Below are 18259 nucleotides of genomic sequence, written 5' to 3' on the forward strand. Positions count from 1 at the left end.
GTTAGGCCGGCTCGTAGGTGAAGTAGTCGAAGTCCGCGTAGCAGCCGTCGCCGCTGATGTCCTCGCAGTGCAGCCCCACAAACGCGCCGGTGAAGAAGCCGCGCCCGCCGATGTAGTCGTCCGACAGCTTCCACGCCTCATAGGTGACCGGCACGGCGTGCCACGTCTCGCCGTCGAAGGAGTAGCTGTAGCGGTAGACCAGCGTATCCACATCCACCCGCAGCCAGATGTTCTCCGCACTCTCCGGCACCGGAATCGGCTGCTCGTGCAGCGGCCATGACGGCACGTTGTGGTCGAGCTGGATAACCTTAATGGTTCTCCCCTGCCCCTCCTCATAGTCCACAAAGCAGTAGCTCCAGTTTTTGCTGTTGTAGTAGCAGGTCAGCCCCGCGCTCTGCTGGAAGTGAACCGGCGAGAACTGCATCCGCGTTTCTGAACGGAAAGCGAAGTGCTGCCAGCGGCGTGCCACGGTCGACTGGGTAAAAGTCGAGTTGAGCGAGTCGTTGCCGTAGAGCCGTAAATAGCCGGGGCGCGCGGTGAGCGAACCGAGGGTGTCGTCGAACGGAATGCGCAGGGTCTGCAGCTCCGGGTCAAGCGAACTGGTGTCGAAATCGTCCCGCCAGCTGCTCTGAACGGCAGCGGGCTGCTCGGCCACCTGCGGGCCTTTCACGGTCAGCTGCGCGTGCTTGCCGCCTTCCACGTACGGCCAGCCGTCGCGCCATTCAATGCGGGCGATGCCGGTCTCTCGCCCCAGCGGGCAGTAGCCGCGTCCGCCGGAGGCCAGCAGCGGCACGCCGGGCAGGCGCAGCGGGCGGCTGGTGAGGTAGGCCATGTACCATTCCCCCGTATGCGTCTGCAGCAGCGAGCCGTGGCCGCTCTTCTGCAGCGGGTTCTCCGGCAGGTGCCAGCTGGTCATCATCGTCACGTCCGGGTGCAGCTCGTACGGCCCGTCGATGTTTTTTGAACGCAGCACCACGACGGCGTGCTCGTAGCTGGTGCCGCCCTCGGCGACCATCAGGTAGTACCATCCCGCGTGGCGATAGAGGTGCGCGCCTTCGGTGTAGCAGAGCGGCGTGCCGGTAAACAGCGTTTTGCGCTCGGGCGAGAGCGTGCCGGTCTGCGGGTCAAACTCCTGCATCACGATGGTGTTGTGCGGGTTGCTGTGGTGGCGCGGCCCCCAAGGGCGGTAAATATAGTATTTTCGGCCATCGTCGTCATGGAACAGGGACGGGTCAAACCCGCCGTTGCCCATCGGGATCGGCTCGCTCCACGGCCCCTCGATGGACGGCGCGGTGACGAGGTAGTTGCGGCCGTTTTTCCACGGCGAGTCGACAATCTTCACGTCAGTGTAGAGCAGCCAGAATTTACCGTCGGCATAGCTCAGGCACGGCGCCCAGATGCCGCCGGAGTCCGGGTTGCCCTTCATGTCGAGCATCGACACGCGGTCCAGCGGGGTGCTGACCAGCGACCAGTTTTTCAGGTCGCGGGAGTGGTAGATGCGCACGCCCGGGAACCACTCGAAGGTCGAGGTGGCGATGTAGTAGTCCTCGCCCTGGCGGCACAGGGACGGGTCCGGGTTGAAGCCGGTGAGTATCGGGTTAGTGATTTCCATATTGCCTCCGGTTAATGGGATGCGGCTGTCGCGGCGTCGGGAACGGCATCGCCCTGCGCCGCGCGGTGTTTGATCAGCTGCTGGCTGATGGCCTCCACGCGGGCGTCGGTGAGCTTGTAGAGCGACAGCATGATGAACATGCCCGCGTAGAGCACCACCGGCACCACGCAGAATAGAATTTTGATGGTGGTGAGCACCTCAACCGGCTGCACGCTGCTGCTGGCGGAGTAGTTGACGTACGCCAGGATCCAGCCCACCACCGCCCCGCCAATCGCCAGGCCAATCTTCAGGCTAAACAGGTAGGTGGAAAACACCAGCCCGTCGAGGCGGCGACCGCTGCGGCTCTCCTCGTAATCCACCACGTCAGAGGCCATCAGCCACTGCAGCGGCGTGGTGGTGTTGAAGACGAACAGGAAGAGGATGTTGAGGGCAAAAATCAGCGCGATGTGCTCCGCCGGGGTGACGAAAATCAGCAGGCTGATCAGCGAGTAGGCGACGATGATCCACTTGAAGGCGGTGACGCGGTCGAAGCGGCCCAGCAGGCGGGAGGAGCAGAGCGAGCCGAACATGGTGGCGAGGCTGCCGTAGAGTAAGAACTGGGTCGCCATCTCCGGGTGATCCATCACGTATTTCACGAAGTAGAGCGTCGCCCCGCCGCGCACCACGTTGGAGCAGGTCGCCATCATCTTGAACGCGCACATGATGCGCCACTGGCCGTTGCCCAGTAGCAGCCTGAGATCTTTCGCCACCGACGAACCCGGCTGAACCTCAAAGGTGTAGCGCTCTTTAGTCGTGAAGAAGCAGACGTAGAGCAGCACCACGCCGCTCAGCCCCAGCACGCACATGGCGCCAAAATAGCCCACCTGCTCGTCTCCTTTGCCGATGATGCTTACCAGCGGCAGCGCGATGCCGCTGATGGCGAGCGAGCCCGCCGCCGCCAGGAAGAAGCGCCAGGACTGCAGGGCGTGACGCTCTTTCGGGTCGGCGGTGATGACGCCCGGCATGGCGCAGTACGGCACGTTAACGAAGGTGTAGACCAGGGTCAGGAGAATGTAGGTCACGCAGGCGTAGATGATCTTGCCCTGCGCGGAGAAGTCCGGTGTGTAGAAGGTCAGCACGCAGACGATGCCGAACGGGATGGCGCCCCACAGCAGGAACGGGCGGAACTGGCCGTGCCGCGTGCGGGTGCGGTCTACCAGCAGCCCCATCAGCGGGTCGGTGACGGCGTCGAGCACGCGGGAGACCAAAAACAGCGTGCCCATAATCCCCGCCGACAGGCCGAAGACGTCGGTGTAGAAATAGGCCAGCAGGAACATCGTGGCCTGCCAGACGAAGCCGCAGGCGGTGTCACCCAGCCCGTAGCCAATTTTGTCTTTCATGGTTAATTGCGTCATCAGAATTACACCCTTATGTAGTGTGCTGAATTACAACATCGTGTTAATGGAGTGTAATGAGCTGTTCAATTAACCAGCAATGGTCATATCTTATTTCCGAATTACGTTATTTTGCTTTTGTGACGCCGACGATATATCTCAACTACTTGTTTATATTGATAAATAAAAAAATGGCAAAGCCGTCCGCGGAATATTTCCCGCAGACGGTTTTATCTTAGAAAATAATTAAATGCCGAGTGCTTTTTTACCGGCGTTAAGGTGATGCTGCCAACTTACTGATTTAGTGTATGATGGTGTTTTTGAGGTGCTCCAGTGGCTTCTGTTTCTATCAGCTGTCCCTCCTGTTCAGCTACTGACGGGGTGGTGCGTAACGGTAAAAGTACTGCCGGACATCAGCGCTATCTCTGCTCTCACTGCCGTAAAACATGGCAGTTACAGTTCACATACACCGCCTCTCAACCCGGTACGCACCAGAAAATCATTGATATGGCCATGAATGGCGTTGGATGCCGGGCAACCGCCCGCATTATGGGCGTTGGCCTCAACACGATTTTACGTCACTTAAAAAACTCAGGCCGCAGTCGGTAACCTCGCGCATACAGCCGGGCAGTGACGTCATCGTCTGCGCGGAAATGGACGAACAGTGGGGCTACGTCGGGGCTAAATCGCGCCAGCGCTGGCTGTTTTACGCGTATGACAGGCTCCGGAAGACGGTTGTTGCGCACGTATTCGGTGAACGCACTATGGCGACGCTGGGGCGTCTTATGAGCCTGCTGTCACCCTTTGACGTGGTGATATGGATGACGGATGGCTGGCCGCTGTATGAATCCCGCCTGAAGGGAAAGCTGCACGTAATCAGCAAGCGATATACGCAGCGAATTGAGCGGCATAACCTGAATCTGAGGCAGCACCTGGCACGGCTGGGACGGAAGTCGCTGTCGTTCTCAAAATCGGTGGAGCTGCATGATAAAGTCATCGGGCATTATCTGAACATAAAACACTATCAATAATTTGGAGTCATTACCCGGCGTTAATTACCTCAATAATTTTATCGGTGTCATAAATACAGCCTTTCCAGGTGCCGCCGCTCACCGACTGCAGTGCCGCCCACAGCCGGGTGTCGTCCGGCAAAAAGTCGTGGGCGTGCAGGTCCGGGTGCGTCTGCCGCCGCGCCAGCTCGCGCGCGCCCTCCTCCGGCGTCAGCGGGTTGTCCGCCGTGCCGATAAAGTTCACGCTGCCTGTTAACGTCAGGCGGTCCACCGCTATCTCAATGATGTCGTTATCGCGCAGCTTGCCAATCGGCCCGCCCGCCAGCGCCTCCGGCGACACGTGGCCGAAGCAGGCGCCCGTCGACACGCCGGAGAAGCGCGCATCGGTGATTAACGACACCGTCTTGCCCCACGAGATATGCTTCAGCGCGGAGGTGAGCTGGTAGGTCTCTTCCATGCCGGTGCCGGACGGCCCGCCGCCGATCAGCACCATGATATCGCCCTGTTCGATCTCTTCCCGCTTGATAGCCTTAATCGCCTGCGCTTCCGAGACAAACACCCGCACCCGGCCGGTGTGGCGGTACACGCCATCTTCGCCCACCACCGACGGGTCGATCGCCGTGGCCTTGATCACCGAACCTTCCGGCGCGATGTTGCCCGTCGGGAAGCAGACCGTCGAGGTCAGCCCTTTCGCCTTTGCCTTCTCCGGCGGCAGGATCACGTCATTCGGATCCACGCCGTCCTGCTCGCGCAGGCACTGGCGGAAGCGCGCCCGGCGCTCGGACGCCTGCCACCAGTCGAGGTTCTCGCCCACCGTCTGGCCGGTGACGGTCATGGCGTCCAGGTGCAGCAGGCCGAGATCGCGCAGGTGGAGCATCACCTCCGGCACGCCGCCCGCGAGGAACGCGCGCACGGTCGGGTGGTAGTCCGGGCCGTTGGGCAGCACGCTCACCAGGCGCGGCACCCTGCGGTTGACGCGCGTCCAGTGCTCAACGTCCGGGATCGTGCAGCCCGCCGCGTGGGCGATGGCCGGAATGTGCAGCAGTAAATTGGTGGAGCCGCCGAACGCCGCGTGGATCACCATCGCGTTTTCGATGGCTTTGTCGGTGAGGATATCGCGCGTGGTGATGCTGCGGTTATCCAGCTCGCTCACCGCGCGCGCCGACTGGCGGGCGATCTCCAGCCACACCGCCTGCCCGGACGGTGCCAGCGCGGAGTGCGGCAGCGCCAGGCCCAGCGCCTCCGCGACCACCTGCGAGGTGCCCGCCGTGCCGAGGAACTGACACCCGCCGCCCGGCGTCGCGCAGGCGCGGCAGCCCAGCTCGGCGGCCTCCTGCAGGGAGAGTTCGTGATTGGCGAAGCGCGCGCCGATGGTCTGCACCTTGCCCGCGTCCTCCCCGACGGTCGGCGGCAGCGTCGCCCCGCCCGGCACCAGAATGGTCGGCAGATTGTGCATCGCGGCCAGCGCAATCATGGTGGCGGGCAGCCCTTTATCGCAGGTTGCCACGCCGATCACCGCCCGGCGCGTCGGCAGGGAGCGGATCAGGCGGCGAAACACGATCGCCGCGTCGTTGCGGTACGGAAGGGAATCGAACATGCCGTGCGTGCCCTGCGAGCGCCCGTCGCACGGATCGCTGACGAAGGCTGCAAACGGGATCCCGCCGCTGCGGGTGATCTCCTTCGCCGCAGCCTGCATCTGCATGCCGATCTCCCAGTGCCCGGTGTGGTAGCCCAGCGCGATTGGGCGTCCGTCTCCGGCGCGGATGCCGCCCTGGGTGCCGATGATCAGCACCTCTTTGCCGGTCAGCCTGTTGGCGTCCCAGCCCATCCCGGCGTTCTGCGTCATGCCGAACAGGTTGCCGCTGGGGGATTCCATCAGCATCTGCGGGGTCAGCGGCAGCGCGCCCTGCGGCCCCGCCGCGTGGGTGATCACCGCATAAAACGCGTCGTCCTGTGGGGTGAAAATTTTCTCAATGGTCATCGTTATCGTCCGGCTCAGCAGAGCTTGAGCTGTTGCAGCAGGGTTTTCAGCTGCGCCCTGCGCGGCTCGTCCAGCGGCGAGGCGGGCGGCAGCACGTGCGTGGAAATCGGGCGGCCGCAGAGCACAATCGCCTCTTTAATCACGTTCACAAACGGCGTATCCAGCTGATACATTTGCGGAATTTGCAGTAAGGTTTGATGATACTCAGCCGCTTTCGCCACGTCCCCGTCGCGCCAGGCTTTCAGAAGATTCACCGAAACCTGCGGTGCAAAGTTACCGCTCGCCGAGATCGCCCCGTCGCCGCCGAGCAGCAGAGTATTAAAGAGGTGATCGTCGTAGCCGCAGAGCACCGTGAAGCGCGGATGGGCGCCTTTGACGATATGGATCATGCTGCGCAGGTGGGCGACGGAGTCGATGGTGTCTTTGATGCCGATAATATTGCTGCGCGAGTCGGCAAGGGTTTTTACCAGCGCCGGAGTCAGATCCTGCCCGGTCAGCGCCGGGAAGTTATAGAGCATCACCGGCAGCGTGACGCTGTCGGCCACCTGCTCGAAATAGCGGATCAGGTTCGCTTCCGACACTTTCCAGTAGTAGGGGTTAATCACCACGATGCCGTCCGCGCCCGCCTGCTGCGCGTGCTGGCTCAGCTCAATGGTTTCCCGGGCGTTGGTGCCGCCGGTGCCGATCAGGACCGGCACGCGACGATCGACATGATCGATAGCAAAGCGGGCAATGGTTTTACGCTCTTCGGCGCTCAGCTGGGAGAACTCGCCGCCGCTGCCCAGGAAGAACAGGCCGTCAACGCCTGCTTTTATGAGATCGTCGATTAGCGCGGCGGTACCCGGCTTATCGAACTGGCCGTCGGCGGTAAAAATGGTGGAGACAGGGGGAATGATTCCCGTGAACAACCCGGACTGTTGCATGAGATCTCCTTGCTGAATCATTTTGTTCTACATTATAGAACAGCGTTCATTAATTTAACGATCATACTATGACGCAGAAAAAGCGCAGGTAAATGGGAAGGGAAGAGGGAGTGCGGGAAATTTAAGCTGGATCACATTATGCATGGGTGCGGTCTGGTGCCCTCACCCCTGCCCTCTCCCACAGGGAGAGGGAGTAAACCCGTTTAGCCGATCAGCATCTTCACCACTATCTTACGCACCTGTGCAGGCGTCCCAACCGCGCACAGCGGCTTATGCACTTCGCCCGGCCAGAACACCACAAAATCCCCTTCGCTCAGCACCACGGTTTTCTCCTGCTCGCCTTCCGGCAGGAACGCGATGTCTTTGTCCGCCAGCCAGTCGGTGTCCGGCGCGCCGTGCGGCAATGTGCTGAAGGTCATCCCTTCCTGTCCTTTCATCACCATCTGGATATCAAGGTAGCGCGCATGGTACTCGGCGCGGCGCTCGGCGAACGGCTGGGTCATGTCTTCAGAGACCAGATAAAAGAGGCTGTTGCCGTTGATGTCGTGCTTGCCGAGCGGCGTGGCGTCGGTGACGTGGGCTTTAACGTGCTCAATCGCCTGGCGCAACTCGTCAGGCAGCCAGGACTGCAGATGGTGGATGTTGCCGATAATCATGTGAAATCCCTCTATGTAAAACAACGTTTCATTTTTATCTTTTATACGAGAGTTAAGACTGCCATACCAGCCCTTTTTCGAAGAGGTTTGCGCGAGCGCATGTTTATCGGGAAAGGTGTTAACCCACTGTTAATCCTGCCCAGGCAATTATGCAGGGGTTATGCATAACCTCGATCCGCGCTTATCGCATGGCTGTTCTAACCTCTTGATCATGCTCTCTAATTAACAAAACCCGTTGCCGCCTCACACTTTACTGTTTTGATCATTTGCTCTAAAAAACCATAATTATTTATTGATTTTCCTTAAGTCAAAAATAGTTAATTACGTTAATTGCATAGCCATTCCTTCGAATGATTTTTATCATTTAAAATCAGCCACATAACAATTTATTTCAAAAGATTAAAATCTACAAAATAATAACAACATCAAATAATGCCACCGGATCCTGCTTAGCTATTCACCCCTTAATAATATGAAATTAATCATTATCTGATGCGAATCATGCAAATGAAAACAAACCGCTAAATATCCGGTTTCGCGTGAGCAATATCACAATACCGATTATTTAACTGCCTAGTATGAATCACGAAATCAATTGAGCTTAGCCGCCATGCAATTAAACACATCACATGGCGCATGCCCTTTTTATTCTGAAAAACAGTTAAAGGAATAATTATGGAAAAGCATTACGTCGGTTCTGAAATTGGTCAATTGCGTAGCGTTATGCTGCACCGCCCAAATTTAAGTCTGAAACGTTTAACGCCATCAAACTGTCAGGAGCTGCTTTTCGATGACGTGCTCTCGGTTGAGCGGGCGGGTGAGGAGCATGACATCTTCGCCAACACGCTGCGCGAGCAGGGTGTGGAAGTCCTGCTGTTGACCGACCTTCTGACACAAACCCTTGATATTGCAGAGGCGAAAGCCTGGCTGCTGGATACCCAAATCTCCGACTATCGCCTCGGCCCAACCTTTGCCGGCGACGTGCGCGGCTGGCTGGCGGATATGCCGCACCGGGAACTGGCGCGCAGACTGAGCGGCGGATTAACCTACGGCGAAATTCCGGCGGCGATTAAAAATATGGTGGTGGATACCCACACGGCGAATGATTTTATTATGAAGCCGCTGCCGAACCATTTATTTACCCGCGACACCTCGTGCTGGATTTATAACGGCGTCTCTATTAACCCCATGGCGAAACCGGCCCGTCAGCGTGAAACCAATAACCTGCGGGCAATATATCGCTGGCACCCGGCGTTTGCCGACGGCGATTTTATTAAGTATTTCGGCGACGAGAATATTAATTACGACCACGCCACGTTAGAAGGCGGCGACGTACTGGTGATTGGCCGCGGGGCGGTATTGATCGGCATGTCCGAGCGCACGACGCCGCAGGGCGTGGAGTTCCTCGACAACAGCCTGTTCAAACACCGCCAGGCCGAGCGCGTGATCGCCGTTGAGCTGCCAAAACACCGCTCCTGCATGCACCTCGACACCGTCATGACCCACATCGACGTGGACACCTTCTCCGTCTACCCGGAAGTGGTGCGCAAGGACGCCCAGTGCTGGACGCTCACCCCGGACGGACGCGGCGGCCTGCTGCGCACCCAGGAAACCGACCTGCTCCACGCCATCGAGAAAGCGCTCGGCATTAACCAGGTGCGCCTGATCACCACCGGCGGCGACGCTTTTGAAGCGGAACGCGAGCAGTGGAACGACGCCAACAACGTGCTGACCATCCGCCCGGGCGTAGTGATCGGCTACGAGCGCAACGTCTGGACCAACGAGAAGTACGACAAAGCGGGCATCACCGTGCTGCCCATCCCTGGCGACGAACTCGGACGCGGCCGCGGCGGCGCGCGCTGCATGAGCTGCCCGCTTGAACGCGACGGAATTTAAAGGAGCCATCATGGAACGAAAACCCACTCTGGTTGTGGCCCTGGGCGGCAACGCGCTGCTCAAGCGCGGCGAGCCGCTGGAAGCCGAAATCCAGCGCCAGAACATCGAGCAGGCCGCCCGCACCATCGCCGGGCTGACGGAACAGTGGCGCGTGGTGCTGGTGCACGGCAACGGGCCGCAGGTCGGGCTGCTGGCGCTGCAGAACAGCGCCTACGACAAAGTCACGCCCTACCCGCTGGACGTTCTCGGCGCCGAAAGCCAGGGAATGATCGGCTACATGCTCCAGCAGGCGCTGAAAAACAATCTGCCGCAGCGCGAGGTGAGCGTCCTGCTCACGCAGGTGGAAGTGGACGCTGCTGACCCGGCCTTCAGCAACCCGACCAAATACATCGGCCCGGTGTACAGCGAAGCCCAGGCGAAAGCGCTCGCCGCGGAAAAAGGCTGGGTGTTCAGGGCCGACGGGAGCTACGTCCGCCGCGTGGTGCCGTCGCCGCAGCCGAAACGCATCGTCGAGAGCGACGCCATCACGGCGCTGATCCAGCGCGATCACCTGGTGATCTGCAACGGCGGCGGCGGCGTACCGGTAGTGGAGAACGCCAACGGCTATCGCGGCATTGAGGCGGTGATCGACAAAGACCTCTCCGCCGCCCTGCTGGCGCGCCAGATCGAGGCCGACGCCCTGCTGATCCTGACCGATGCCGACGCGGTGTACCTCGACTGGGGCAAGCCGACCCAGCGCCCGCTGGCACAGGTGACGCCGGAGCTGCTCAGAGGCATGCAGTTCGATGCCGGATCGATGGGCCCGAAAGTGGCCGCCTGCCGCGAGTTTGTTGAAGCCTGCAACGGCATGGCCGGGATCGGCGCGCTGGCCGACGGCGCGGAGATCCTGGCGGGCGAGAAAGGCACGTTGATTCGTAACTGAGTCGTTTTCCCCTCACCCTAACCCTCTCCCGGAGGGAGAGGGAATGTAATCCCCCTCTCCCCGTGGGAGAGGGCCGGAGTGAGGGCATCAGACAGCTAAATTTTTAAAAGGATTTCCCACATGACCATCAATCTGAAAAACCGCAACTTCCTGAAACTGCTGGACTATACTCCGGCGGAGATCCAGTACCTGATCGACCTCGCCATCGAGCTGAAGGCCGCCAAAAAAGCCGGACGTGAAAAGCAAACCCTGGTCGGGAAAAACATCGCCCTGATCTTTGAAAAAACCTCCACCCGCACCCGCTGCGCCTTCGAAGTGGGCGCGTTCGACCAGGGCGCGCAGGTGACCTACCTCGGCCCAAGCGGCTCGCAGATCGGCCATAAAGAGTCGATGAAGGACACCGCCCGCGTGCTGGGCCGCATGTATGACGGTATCGAATACCGCGGCTACGGCCAGGTCATCGTCGAAGAGCTGGGCGAGTACGCGGGCGTGCCGGTGTGGAACGGCCTGACCGACGAGTTCCACCCAACGCAGATCCTCGCCGACCTGATGACCATGCTGGAGCACGCGCCGGGCAAAACCCTGCCGGAGCTGAGCTTCGCCTATCTCGGCGACGCGCGTAACAACATGGGCAACTCGCTGATGGTCGGGGCGGCCAAGATGGGGATGGATATCCGCCTCGTCGCGCCGAAATCCTTCTGGCCGGAAGCCGGGCTGGTTGAGCAGTGCCGCGCCATAGCCAAAGAGACGGGCGCGCGCATCACCCTCACCGACGACGTGGAAGAAGGCGTGCGGGGGACCGATTTCCTCTACACCGACGTGTGGGTCTCCATGGGCGAGCCGAAGGAAGCCTGGGCCGAGCGCGTCAGCCTGATGAAGCCGTATCAAATCAACGCGGACGTGATGAAAGCCACCGGCAACCCTAACGTCAAGTTCATGCACTGCCTGCCGGCGTTCCACAACGAGCACACCAAAGTGGGCCGCGAGATCGAGATGGCGTACGGCCTGAAGGGGCTGGAGGTGACGGAAGAGGTCTTCGAATCACCGAACTCCATCGTCTTCGACGAAGCAGAGAACCGCATGCACACCATTAAAGCGGTCATGGTGGCGACACTCGGCGACTAATCACCGCCCGGCGCGCCGCGGGGTGCGCCGGGTTTAAGGAGAACATCATGGGCAAGTTTAAGTTTCCTTCCGCTTACACCATTCTCTTTTTCCTGATTGCCGTTGTGGCGGCGCTGAGCTGGGTTGTCCCCGCCGGTCAGTACCAGATGGCGATGAACGAAACCCTCGGTAAAGAAGTCCCGATTGCCGGAACGTACGCGCACGTGGCGGCACATCCGCAGGGGCTGGTTTCCGTCCTGATGGCGCCCATCGCCGGGCTGTACGATCCGGTCTCCGGCCAGGCCGGGGCGATCGACGTCGCGCTGTTTATCCTGATCATCGGCGGTTTTCTCGGGATCGTCACCAAAACTGGGGCGATTGACGCAGGGATCGAGCGCGTCACCACCCGGCTGCGCGGGCGCGAGGAGTGGATGATCCCGATCCTGATGGCGCTGTTTGCCGCGGGCGGCACGATTTACGGCATGGCCGAAGAGTCGCTGCCGTTCTACACCCTGCTGGTGCCGGTGATGCTGGCCGCCCGGTTCGATCCGGTTGTCGCCGCCTCTACCGTGCTGCTCGGGGCGGGGATCGGCACGCTCGGCTCCACCATTAACCCGTTCGCCACGGTGATCGCCGCCAACGCTGCCGGGATCCCCTTTACTAACGGCATTGCCCTGCGCGTGGCGCTGCTGGTCATCGGCTGGATCATCTGCGTGGCGTGGGTGATGCGTTACGCCCGTAAGGTGCGCCAGGATCCGTCGCTGTCGATCGTCGCAGACAAACAGGAAGAGAACCGCGCCCACTTCCTCGGCGACAAGGGCGAACAGTCGCTGGAATTCACCCCGGTGCGCAAAATCATCCTGGTGATTTTCGCCCTCGCCTTCGCGGTGATGATCTACGGCGTGGCGGTGCTGGGCTGGTGGATGGCGGAGATCTCGGCGGTGTTTCTCGCCAGCGCGATTATCGTCGGCCTGATTGCCCGCATGAGCGAAGAGGAGCTGACGTCGACGTTTATCAACGGCGCGCGAGATTTGCTGGGCGTCGCGCTGATTATCGGCATCGCGCGCGGTATCGTAGTCATCATGGATAAGGGCATGATTACCCACACCATTTTGCACAGCGCGGAAGGGCTGGTCAGCGGGTTGTCCACGGTAGCGTTTATCAACGTGATGTACTGGCTGGAGGTCGTGCTGTCGTTTCTTGTGCCTTCTTCATCCGGCCTGGCCGTTCTGACGATGCCGATCATGGCGCCGCTTGCCGATTTCGCTAACGTCAACCGCGACCTGGTGGTGACGGCTTACCAGTCGGCCTCCGGCATCGTTAACCTCGTCACGCCCACTTCTGCCGTCGTGATGGGCGGGCTGGCTATCGCCCGCGTGCCCTACGTGCGTTATCTGAAATGGGTGGCGCCGCTGCTGGGCATTTTAACGGTGGTGATTATGGTGGCGTTAAGTCTGGGTGCCTTGTTGTGATTTGCCGGATGGCGCTGCGCTTATCCGGCCTACGGATCGGTGCGGTGCCACCGGTTATTTCAGGAACTGATATGGGAACTATGATGGATTACGAAGAGTACTCTCCCAAAGAGCAACTACAGCTGACGGTCTGCCAGCGCCTGATCGCAGAAAAGAGCTATCTCTCTCAGGAGGAGATCCGCCGGGATTTGCAGGAGCGTGGTTTTGAGACCATCAGCCAGTCCACCGTTTCACGTCTGCTTAAATTGCTCGGTGTCATAAAAATTCGAAATGCCAAAGGGCTAAAGATTTATTCGCTGAATCCCCAGCTGCGCCCTGCCCCCGACGCCGCGCGTACCGTGTCCGAAATGGTGGTCAGCGTCGAGCACAATAGCGAGTTTATCCTTGTTCATACCGTCGCCGGATATGGCCGCGCGGTGGCGCGTATTCTGGATTATCACCAGCTACCGGAAATTTTAGGCGTGGTAGCCGGCAGCAGTATCGTCTGGGTCGCTCCCCGGGTCGTGAAGCGCACCGCACTGGTGCATAAGCAAATTAATTATTTACTCAGAACGCATTAATATTCACAAAGAACCGTTTGCATTGAGTAAAGCGTGCATTAAATCGCTTGATCAGAAAAGCGAGCTGCGTATAATGCCCGACAATTTGCCGGGAGGAAGCATGGTCAAGCGTGTACGACATAACGTCTTACCGCGTCTGAAATCAGACGCTGGCCTGCCGTTTTTCTTCCCGTTGCTAAACCTATTCCCAGAGCCCCTCATTTGAGGGGCTTTTTTTTGCCCGGCGTCAGGAGATAAACATGAATCCGCTTTATCAAAAACACATCATTTCCATAAACGACCTCAGCCGCGAAGAGCTGGAACTGGTTCTGGAAACCGCGGCAAAACTGAAGGCCAATCCGCAACCGGAGCTGCTGAAGCACAAGGTGATTGCGAGCTGCTTCTTCGAAGCCTCGACCCGCACCCGCCTCTCCTTTGAAACCTCCATGCACCGCCTGGGCGCGAGCGTGGTGGGCTTCTCGGACAGCAGCAACACGTCGCTGGGTAAAAAAGGCGAAACCCTGGCGGATACCATTTCAGTGATTAGCACCTACGTCGACGCGATTGTGATGCGTCACCCGCAGGAGGGCGCGGCGCGTCTGGCGACCGAGTTTTCCGGCGGCATTCCGGTGCTGAACGCCGGTGACGGTGCCAACCAGCACCCGACGCAGACCCTGCTGGATCTGTTCACCATTCAGGAGACGCAGGGCAAGCTCGAGAACCTGAATATCGCCATGGTCGGCGACCTGAAATATGGCCGCACCGTCCACTCCCTGACCCAGGCGCTGGCGAAATTTAACGGCAACCGCTTCTTCTTCATCGCGCCTGACGCGCTGGCAATGCCGCAGTACATTCTCGACATGCTGGATGAGAAAGGCATTCAGTGGAGCCTGCACGCCAGCATCGAAGAGGTGATGAGCCACGTGGATATTCTCTACATGACCCGCGTGCAGAAAGAGCGTCTGGACCCGTCCGAATACGCCAACGTGAAGGCGCAGTTCGTGCTGCGCGCCAGCGACCTTGAGGGCGCACGCGACAACATGAAGGTGCTGCATCCGCTGCCGCGCATCGATGAGATCACCACAGACGTGGATAAGACGCCGCACGCCTGGTACTTCCAGCAGGCCGGAAACGGCATCTTCGCCCGCCAGGCGTTACTGGCACTGGTTCTGAATCGCGAATTGGCACTGTAAGGGGAAACGACCATGACACACGATAACAAACTCCAGGTTGAAGCCATCAAGCGTGGCACCGTGATTGACCACATCCCTGCGCAGGTGGGCTTTAAGCTGCTGACGCTGTTCAAACTGACCGAAACCGACCAGCGCATCACCATCGGCCTGAACCTGCCGTCGGGCGAGATGGGCCGCAAAGACCTGATTAAAATCGAGAACACCTTCCTGACCGACGAGCAGGTCAACCAGCTGTCGCTGTACGCGCCGGACGCCACCGTCAACCGCATCGACGAGTATGAAGTGGTCGGCAAATCCCGCCCGAGCCTGCCGGATCGTATCGAAAGCGTGCTGGTCTGCCCGAACAGCAACTGCATCAGTCACGCTGAGCCGGTTTCTTCCAGCTTTGCAGTGAAAAAACGCGCCGATGACATCGCGCTCAAATGCAAATACTGCGAAAAAGAGTTTTCTCATTATGTGGTGCTGGCCAACTAATTGAGGTTGGTAATGAAATCCCGGCTGTTATAATGGCCGGGAACATTCTTAACGCTGTAATTCTGGAGAAAACATGAGCAAAGTACTCGCGACGGAAAATGCACCAGCGGCTATCGGCCCTTACGTTCAGGGCGTTGATCTGGGTAGCATGATCATCACTTCCGGGCAGATCCCGGTGAACCCAAAAACCGGCGCGGTGCCGGAAGACGTCGCGGCACAGGCGCGCCAGTCGCTGGAAAACGTGCAGGCTATCGTTGAATCTGCCGGTCTGAAAGTGGGCGACATCGTCAAAACCACCGTTTTCGTGAAAGATCTGAACGATTTCGCGACCGTTAACGCCACTTACGAAGCGTTCTTCACCGAGCACAACGCCACCTTCCCGGCGCGCTCCTGCGTGGAAGTGGCCCGTCTGCCAAAAGACGTGAAAATTGAAATCGAAGCGATTGCGGTACGTCGCTAATTCGCTTTGGCGATAAAAAAAGGCAGCCCAGGCTGCCTTTTTTGTTGCTTGCTACTGATTCCGCGTCGCCCTGAGCAGCGTTTCCAGCGGATACACCGCCGCAATCACCACCTCGTCCTGGACCTTCGCCGCGTTATCCAGCTCGCTCTGAATCGACGCTATCTCTTTATCATCCAGCGTGCCCTGGCGCGCGACCAGATCCGTCAGCCGCAGGCCAATGGAGGCCAGCTTATCCACCTCCTGGATCACCGGCTTCATCGCCTTCAGCTGATAGCTGTTTTCGCTTAGCGCCAGCGCGTCGCTGGTGTTGCTCTGCCAGCGGTTAAAGACGTGGCGCAGCGCGTCGGCGCTTTCCGTGACTTCAGCATCGCTCACCAGGCGGTCCGCCCATTTGTTCATCTGGCGCACGGTGGCGCTTTCGGCGTTTAGCGCGTCCGCGAAGCGGTTGAGCGGCTCAAACTGATGATAATTTCCCGCCTGGAACTTCAGGTGCTGACGGGTGTAATACTGCGCGGGCTCTACCGCCTGCGCGAGGATCTGCAGCGGCAGCGTGTCGGCATTCCCGGCGAGGCGCGTGAACTGCACCTGCTGCTGGGTATGCTGCTGCAGCCCAACCGACACCGTCGACCAGCTATCCATCGCCTGCAGGCGGGTGTACATGTTGTCGACATCGTTGACGTCCTGCGCGGACCAAAGGCGCTCCGCCACCGCGAAGGTGCGCGGCCACAGGCGGATATCCAGCACCGGCGCCACCACGTTCTCCGCCCACAGCGCGGCTTCACCGCCGAGCAGGTTGGCCTGATTCGCCACGTCCGGCACGACGGGCGGAATGCCTTTCGGCACCGCGTCCAGACGCGCGCCGCTGATTGGGTAACGCGTATTCCCCACCAGGAAATAGCCGGTGAGCTTGTCGTTATCAACGGAGACCACCGGGCGCGTCTCGCCCATCCACGTATCGACGGTGAAGGTCACCTGGCTGTCGTCACGCCATTCAATACCCTGCACCGCGCGGCGGGATTTCCCGGCAAAATCAATAAACCCGCGCCAGCCTGCGTCCCCTTTCACCAGCGTGAAGCTCCCCTCCACCGGCTTGCCCTTCAGGCGCGGCATGGAAAAGGCCCAGCTCTGGACGCTGTCCGTGTCTGCAATCACATCCACGCCGTTCAGCCCCTGCGGGACAATTTCGTTGCGGTAGTGATAGGCGGTGGACTGGGGCTGGTCGAGATAGAAACCGGTGGAGAGAATGCCCTTGTAGCCGTTCTGCGCCACCTGCCCCAGCGCGTCCTGGCCCTGCCAGGACTGGATCAGAATGCTTTTCGGCAGGTCGGGATGATAGATCTCGTCCCAGCCGACCATCTGCCGGTGGTGTTTCTCGAGGATCGTTTCCAGCTTGCGGTTGAAATACGCCTGCAGCGCGTGGCTGTCCGCCAGCCTGTTGTCGCGCATGAAATTCTGGATTGCGGCATTCGCTTTCCACTGGCTGTCGTCGACCTCGTCACCGCCGATATGCAGATACGGATCGGGGAAGATCGCCGCCAGTTCACTGACCATCGCGTCAGCAAAGGCGTAGGTTGCCTCTTTTGTGGGATCTAATACCGGCTTCAGCACGCCCCAGTGGCGCTCCATGGCGTACGGCCCCGGGGCGCTCATCAGCTCCGGATAGGCCACGGCAATCGCCGAGGCGTGGCCCGGCATGTCGATCTCCGGCACCACGCGGATACCGCGCTCGGCGGCGTAACGCACCACTTCGCGCATTTGTTCAGGCGTGTAGAACAGCCCGTCGCTGGCAAGCTGCGTCAGCTTAGGGTAGCGCTTTGAGCTGAAGCGCCAGCCCTGATCGTCGGTTAAGTGCCAGTGCAGGACGTTGAGCTTCGCCGCGGCCATGCCGTCGATCTGGCGCTTGATATCCGGCAGCGGAATAAAGTGGCGCGCCGAGTCGAGCAGCAGCCCGCGCCACGGGAAGCGCGGCGAATCTTCAATGGTGACCCACGGCAGCGAGGTGTTTTCCGCCCCGTTCTGCATCAGCTGGAGCAGGGTTTCCATGGCGCGCAGCGCGCCGAAGCGGGTGTTGGCGGAGATATCGACGCCGTTGGCATCCACCGTGAGCCTGTAGCTTTCATCGCTGTCCGGCAGCGGCTGCGGTTTTACCTTTTTGGCAACCGCGATGCGGATGGTCGGCTTTTCAGGCTTGTCGGCCTGCGGCTGCAGCGTCCAGCCGGTTTGCAGGGCCATGCGCTGGCGCAGGCGGTTGACGGCGTCGCCTAGATCGTCGCCGCTGACGCTGACAGAGATTTTATCATTAAGCACCAGCGCGCCCTGTGTCGTCGGGCGTTCAACCTTGGCAGGCCAGGGCATTAAGGGGAGATCGCCTGCCGGGGCGGCAAAGGCTGAGGCGCCGAGCATCAGCCCGGCGGTTAAGAGACTGTACCGTAACATGAATGTTCCTTATCTGACGGGCCAAATAAAGGCAAAACATTCTGTTAACATGCGCTCAATTTGTCGTCAAGCGAATGCGCCGACGGAGATCACAGGTTGTTGAATTTGGGAGGAAAGCCAGTCCCCTCTCCCCAAAGGGGCGAGGGTGAAAGGCGGCACCGAGCGGTCCCCTCTCCCTTCCAGGGAAAGGGTTAGGGTGAGGGTAAAA

Annotated in this window: 16 protein-coding genes and 1 pseudogene; 10 read left to right on the top strand and 7 right to left on the bottom strand. The window is 59.8% G+C overall.

The genetic code is table 11. The features are described from left to right. Position 1: 1 nt before the first annotated feature. The gene (locus tag ACJ69_RS14550) at positions 2-1612 is read right to left on the bottom strand and encodes a glycoside hydrolase family 43 protein (RefSeq protein WP_059347240.1); all 1611 of its coding nucleotides are present in this window, start codon (positions 1610-1612) and stop codon (positions 2-4) included. 11 nt (positions 1613-1623) lie between these two features. Next, the gene (locus tag ACJ69_RS14555; RefSeq protein WP_059347241.1) at positions 1624-3006 is read right to left on the bottom strand and encodes an MFS transporter; all 1383 of its coding nucleotides are present in this window, start codon (positions 3004-3006) and stop codon (positions 1624-1626) included. Positions 3007-3318: 312 nt separating this feature from the next. Here ACJ69_RS14555 and ACJ69_RS14560 point away from each other — a divergent pair. Then, positions 3319-4016, top strand: a protein-coding gene (locus ACJ69_RS14560) for an IS1-like element IS1A family transposase (RefSeq protein ID WP_103215986.1) whose coding sequence is annotated in 2 segments (ribosomal slippage) — positions 3319-3568 and positions 3568-4016 — 699 coding nt in all. Because the reading frame shifts where the segments join, the coding sequence is not laid out codon by codon here. Between the two features lie 10 nt (positions 4017-4026). Here the strand turns inward: ACJ69_RS14560 and yagF are convergent. From yagF to ACJ69_RS14575, 3 genes are all read right to left on the bottom strand, one after another. Then, on the bottom strand, positions 4027-5976 hold the full coding sequence (yagF, locus tag ACJ69_RS14565) for a xylonate dehydratase YagF (protein WP_059347242.1): 1950 nt from the start codon (positions 5974-5976) through the stop codon (positions 4027-4029). Positions 5977-5990: 14 nt separating this feature from the next. Next, positions 5991-6899, bottom strand: coding sequence for a 2-keto-3-deoxygluconate aldolase (gene yagE / locus ACJ69_RS14570; RefSeq protein ID WP_059347243.1), 909 nt, complete (start codon positions 6897-6899; stop codon positions 5991-5993). A 203-nt stretch (positions 6900-7102) separates the two neighbouring features. Then, positions 7103-7555 (bottom strand): YhcH/YjgK/YiaL family protein, encoded by a 453-nt coding sequence (locus tag ACJ69_RS14575; protein ID WP_054829934.1) that lies wholly within the window; start codon positions 7553-7555, stop codon positions 7103-7105. 675 nt (positions 7556-8230) lie between these two features. Here ACJ69_RS14575 and arcA point away from each other — a divergent pair. From arcA to ACJ69_RS14600, 5 genes are all read left to right on the top strand, one after another. Further along, entirely contained in the window at positions 8231-9451 is a 1221-nt protein-coding gene (gene arcA, locus ACJ69_RS14580) for an arginine deiminase (RefSeq protein ID WP_059347244.1), read from the top strand. Positions 9452-9461: 10 nt separating this feature from the next. Continuing rightward, positions 9462-10373, top strand: a complete 912-nt coding sequence (gene arcC, locus ACJ69_RS14585) for a carbamate kinase (protein WP_059347245.1) — start codon at positions 9462-9464, stop codon at positions 10371-10373. 120 nt (positions 10374-10493) lie between these two features. Beyond that, positions 10494-11498: an ornithine carbamoyltransferase gene (gene argF / locus ACJ69_RS14590; protein WP_059347246.1), complete on the top strand. Its 1005-nt coding sequence runs from the start codon at positions 10494-10496 to the stop codon at positions 11496-11498. A gap of 47 nt (positions 11499-11545) precedes the next feature. Then, positions 11546-12949 carry a YfcC family protein gene (locus ACJ69_RS14595; RefSeq protein ID WP_029739273.1) on the top strand — a complete coding sequence of 468 codons (1404 nt, stop codon included), beginning with the start codon at positions 11546-11548 and terminating at the stop codon, positions 12947-12949. An 80-nt stretch (positions 12950-13029) separates the two neighbouring features. After that, complete coding sequence (locus ACJ69_RS14600) at positions 13030-13509, top strand: arginine repressor (RefSeq protein ID WP_029739272.1); 480 nt, start codon at positions 13030-13032, stop codon at positions 13507-13509. Positions 13510-13512: 3 nt separating this feature from the next. On the opposite strand, the pseudogene ACJ69_RS25325 reads toward ACJ69_RS14600, so the two are convergent. Next, positions 13513-13630 (bottom strand): annotated as a pseudogene (locus tag ACJ69_RS25325) (hypothetical protein). Between ACJ69_RS25325 and ACJ69_RS24310 the strand changes: the two are divergent. The 4 genes from ACJ69_RS24310 (at position 13610) to ridA (ending at position 15615) form a co-directional block, all read left to right on the top strand. Continuing rightward, on the top strand, positions 13610-13714 hold the full coding sequence (locus tag ACJ69_RS24310) for a pyrBI operon leader peptide (protein ID WP_022646880.1): 105 nt from the start codon (positions 13610-13612) through the stop codon (positions 13712-13714). The pseudogene ACJ69_RS25325 and the gene ACJ69_RS24310 sit on opposite strands and share 21 nt — an antisense overlap. A 34-nt stretch (positions 13715-13748) precedes the next feature. Next, positions 13749-14681 carry an aspartate carbamoyltransferase gene (gene pyrB / locus ACJ69_RS14605; protein ID WP_023310198.1) on the top strand — a complete coding sequence of 311 codons (933 nt, stop codon included), beginning with the start codon at positions 13749-13751 and terminating at the stop codon, positions 14679-14681. A gap of 12 nt (positions 14682-14693) precedes the next feature. Then, positions 14694-15155: an aspartate carbamoyltransferase regulatory subunit gene (gene pyrI / locus ACJ69_RS14610; protein WP_023310197.1), complete on the top strand. Its 462-nt coding sequence runs from the start codon at positions 14694-14696 to the stop codon at positions 15153-15155. A 73-nt stretch (positions 15156-15228) separates the two neighbouring features. Then, positions 15229-15615 carry a 2-iminobutanoate/2-iminopropanoate deaminase gene (gene ridA / locus ACJ69_RS14615; RefSeq protein ID WP_008501391.1) on the top strand — a complete coding sequence of 129 codons (387 nt, stop codon included), beginning with the start codon at positions 15229-15231 and terminating at the stop codon, positions 15613-15615. A gap of 51 nt (positions 15616-15666) precedes the next feature. On the opposite strand, the gene ACJ69_RS14620 is transcribed toward ridA, so the two are convergent. Beyond that, on the bottom strand, positions 15667-18051 hold the full coding sequence (locus ACJ69_RS14620; RefSeq protein ID WP_059347247.1) for a beta-N-acetylhexosaminidase: 2385 nt from the start codon (positions 18049-18051) through the stop codon (positions 15667-15669). Positions 18052-18259 lie beyond the last annotated feature (208 nt).

Source organism: Enterobacter asburiae (assembly GCF_001521715.1).
Lineage (GTDB): Bacteria > Pseudomonadota > Gammaproteobacteria > Enterobacterales > Enterobacteriaceae > Enterobacter > Enterobacter asburiae.

What these genes read in the sequence shown, in the direction of transcription:
- pyrB (WP_023310198.1), top strand. Translation starts at nt 13,749, where the DNA reads ATGAATCCGCTTTATCAAAAACACATCATTTCCATAAACGACCTCAGC.
- ACJ69_RS14555 (WP_059347241.1), bottom strand. Translation starts at nt 3,006, where the DNA reads ATGACGCAATTAACCATGAAAGACAAAATTGGCTACGGGCTGGGTGAC.
- yagF (WP_059347242.1), bottom strand. Translation starts at nt 5,976, where the DNA reads ATGACCATTGAGAAAATTTTCACCCCACAGGACGACGCGTTTTATGCG.
- ACJ69_RS14620 (WP_059347247.1), bottom strand. Translation starts at nt 18,051, where the DNA reads ATGTTACGGTACAGTCTCTTAACCGCCGGGCTGATGCTCGGCGCCTCA.
- ACJ69_RS14575 (WP_054829934.1), bottom strand. Translation starts at nt 7,555, where the DNA reads ATGATTATCGGCAACATCCACCATCTGCAGTCCTGGCTGCCTGACGAG.
- arcA (WP_059347244.1), top strand. Translation starts at nt 8,231, where the DNA reads ATGGAAAAGCATTACGTCGGTTCTGAAATTGGTCAATTGCGTAGCGTT.
- ridA (WP_008501391.1), top strand. Translation starts at nt 15,229, where the DNA reads ATGAGCAAAGTACTCGCGACGGAAAATGCACCAGCGGCTATCGGCCCT.
- yagE (WP_059347243.1), bottom strand. Translation starts at nt 6,899, where the DNA reads ATGCAACAGTCCGGGTTGTTCACGGGAATCATTCCCCCTGTCTCCACC.
- arcC (WP_059347245.1), top strand. Translation starts at nt 9,462, where the DNA reads ATGGAACGAAAACCCACTCTGGTTGTGGCCCTGGGCGGCAACGCGCTG.
- ACJ69_RS14550 (WP_059347240.1), bottom strand. Translation starts at nt 1,612, where the DNA reads ATGGAAATCACTAACCCGATACTCACCGGCTTCAACCCGGACCCGTCC.
- ACJ69_RS14595 (WP_029739273.1), top strand. Translation starts at nt 11,546, where the DNA reads ATGGGCAAGTTTAAGTTTCCTTCCGCTTACACCATTCTCTTTTTCCTG.
- ACJ69_RS24310 (WP_022646880.1), top strand. Translation starts at nt 13,610, where the DNA reads ATGGTCAAGCGTGTACGACATAACGTCTTACCGCGTCTGAAATCAGAC.
- argF (WP_059347246.1), top strand. Translation starts at nt 10,494, where the DNA reads ATGACCATCAATCTGAAAAACCGCAACTTCCTGAAACTGCTGGACTAT.
- pyrI (WP_023310197.1), top strand. Translation starts at nt 14,694, where the DNA reads ATGACACACGATAACAAACTCCAGGTTGAAGCCATCAAGCGTGGCACC.
- ACJ69_RS14600 (WP_029739272.1), top strand. Translation starts at nt 13,030, where the DNA reads ATGATGGATTACGAAGAGTACTCTCCCAAAGAGCAACTACAGCTGACG.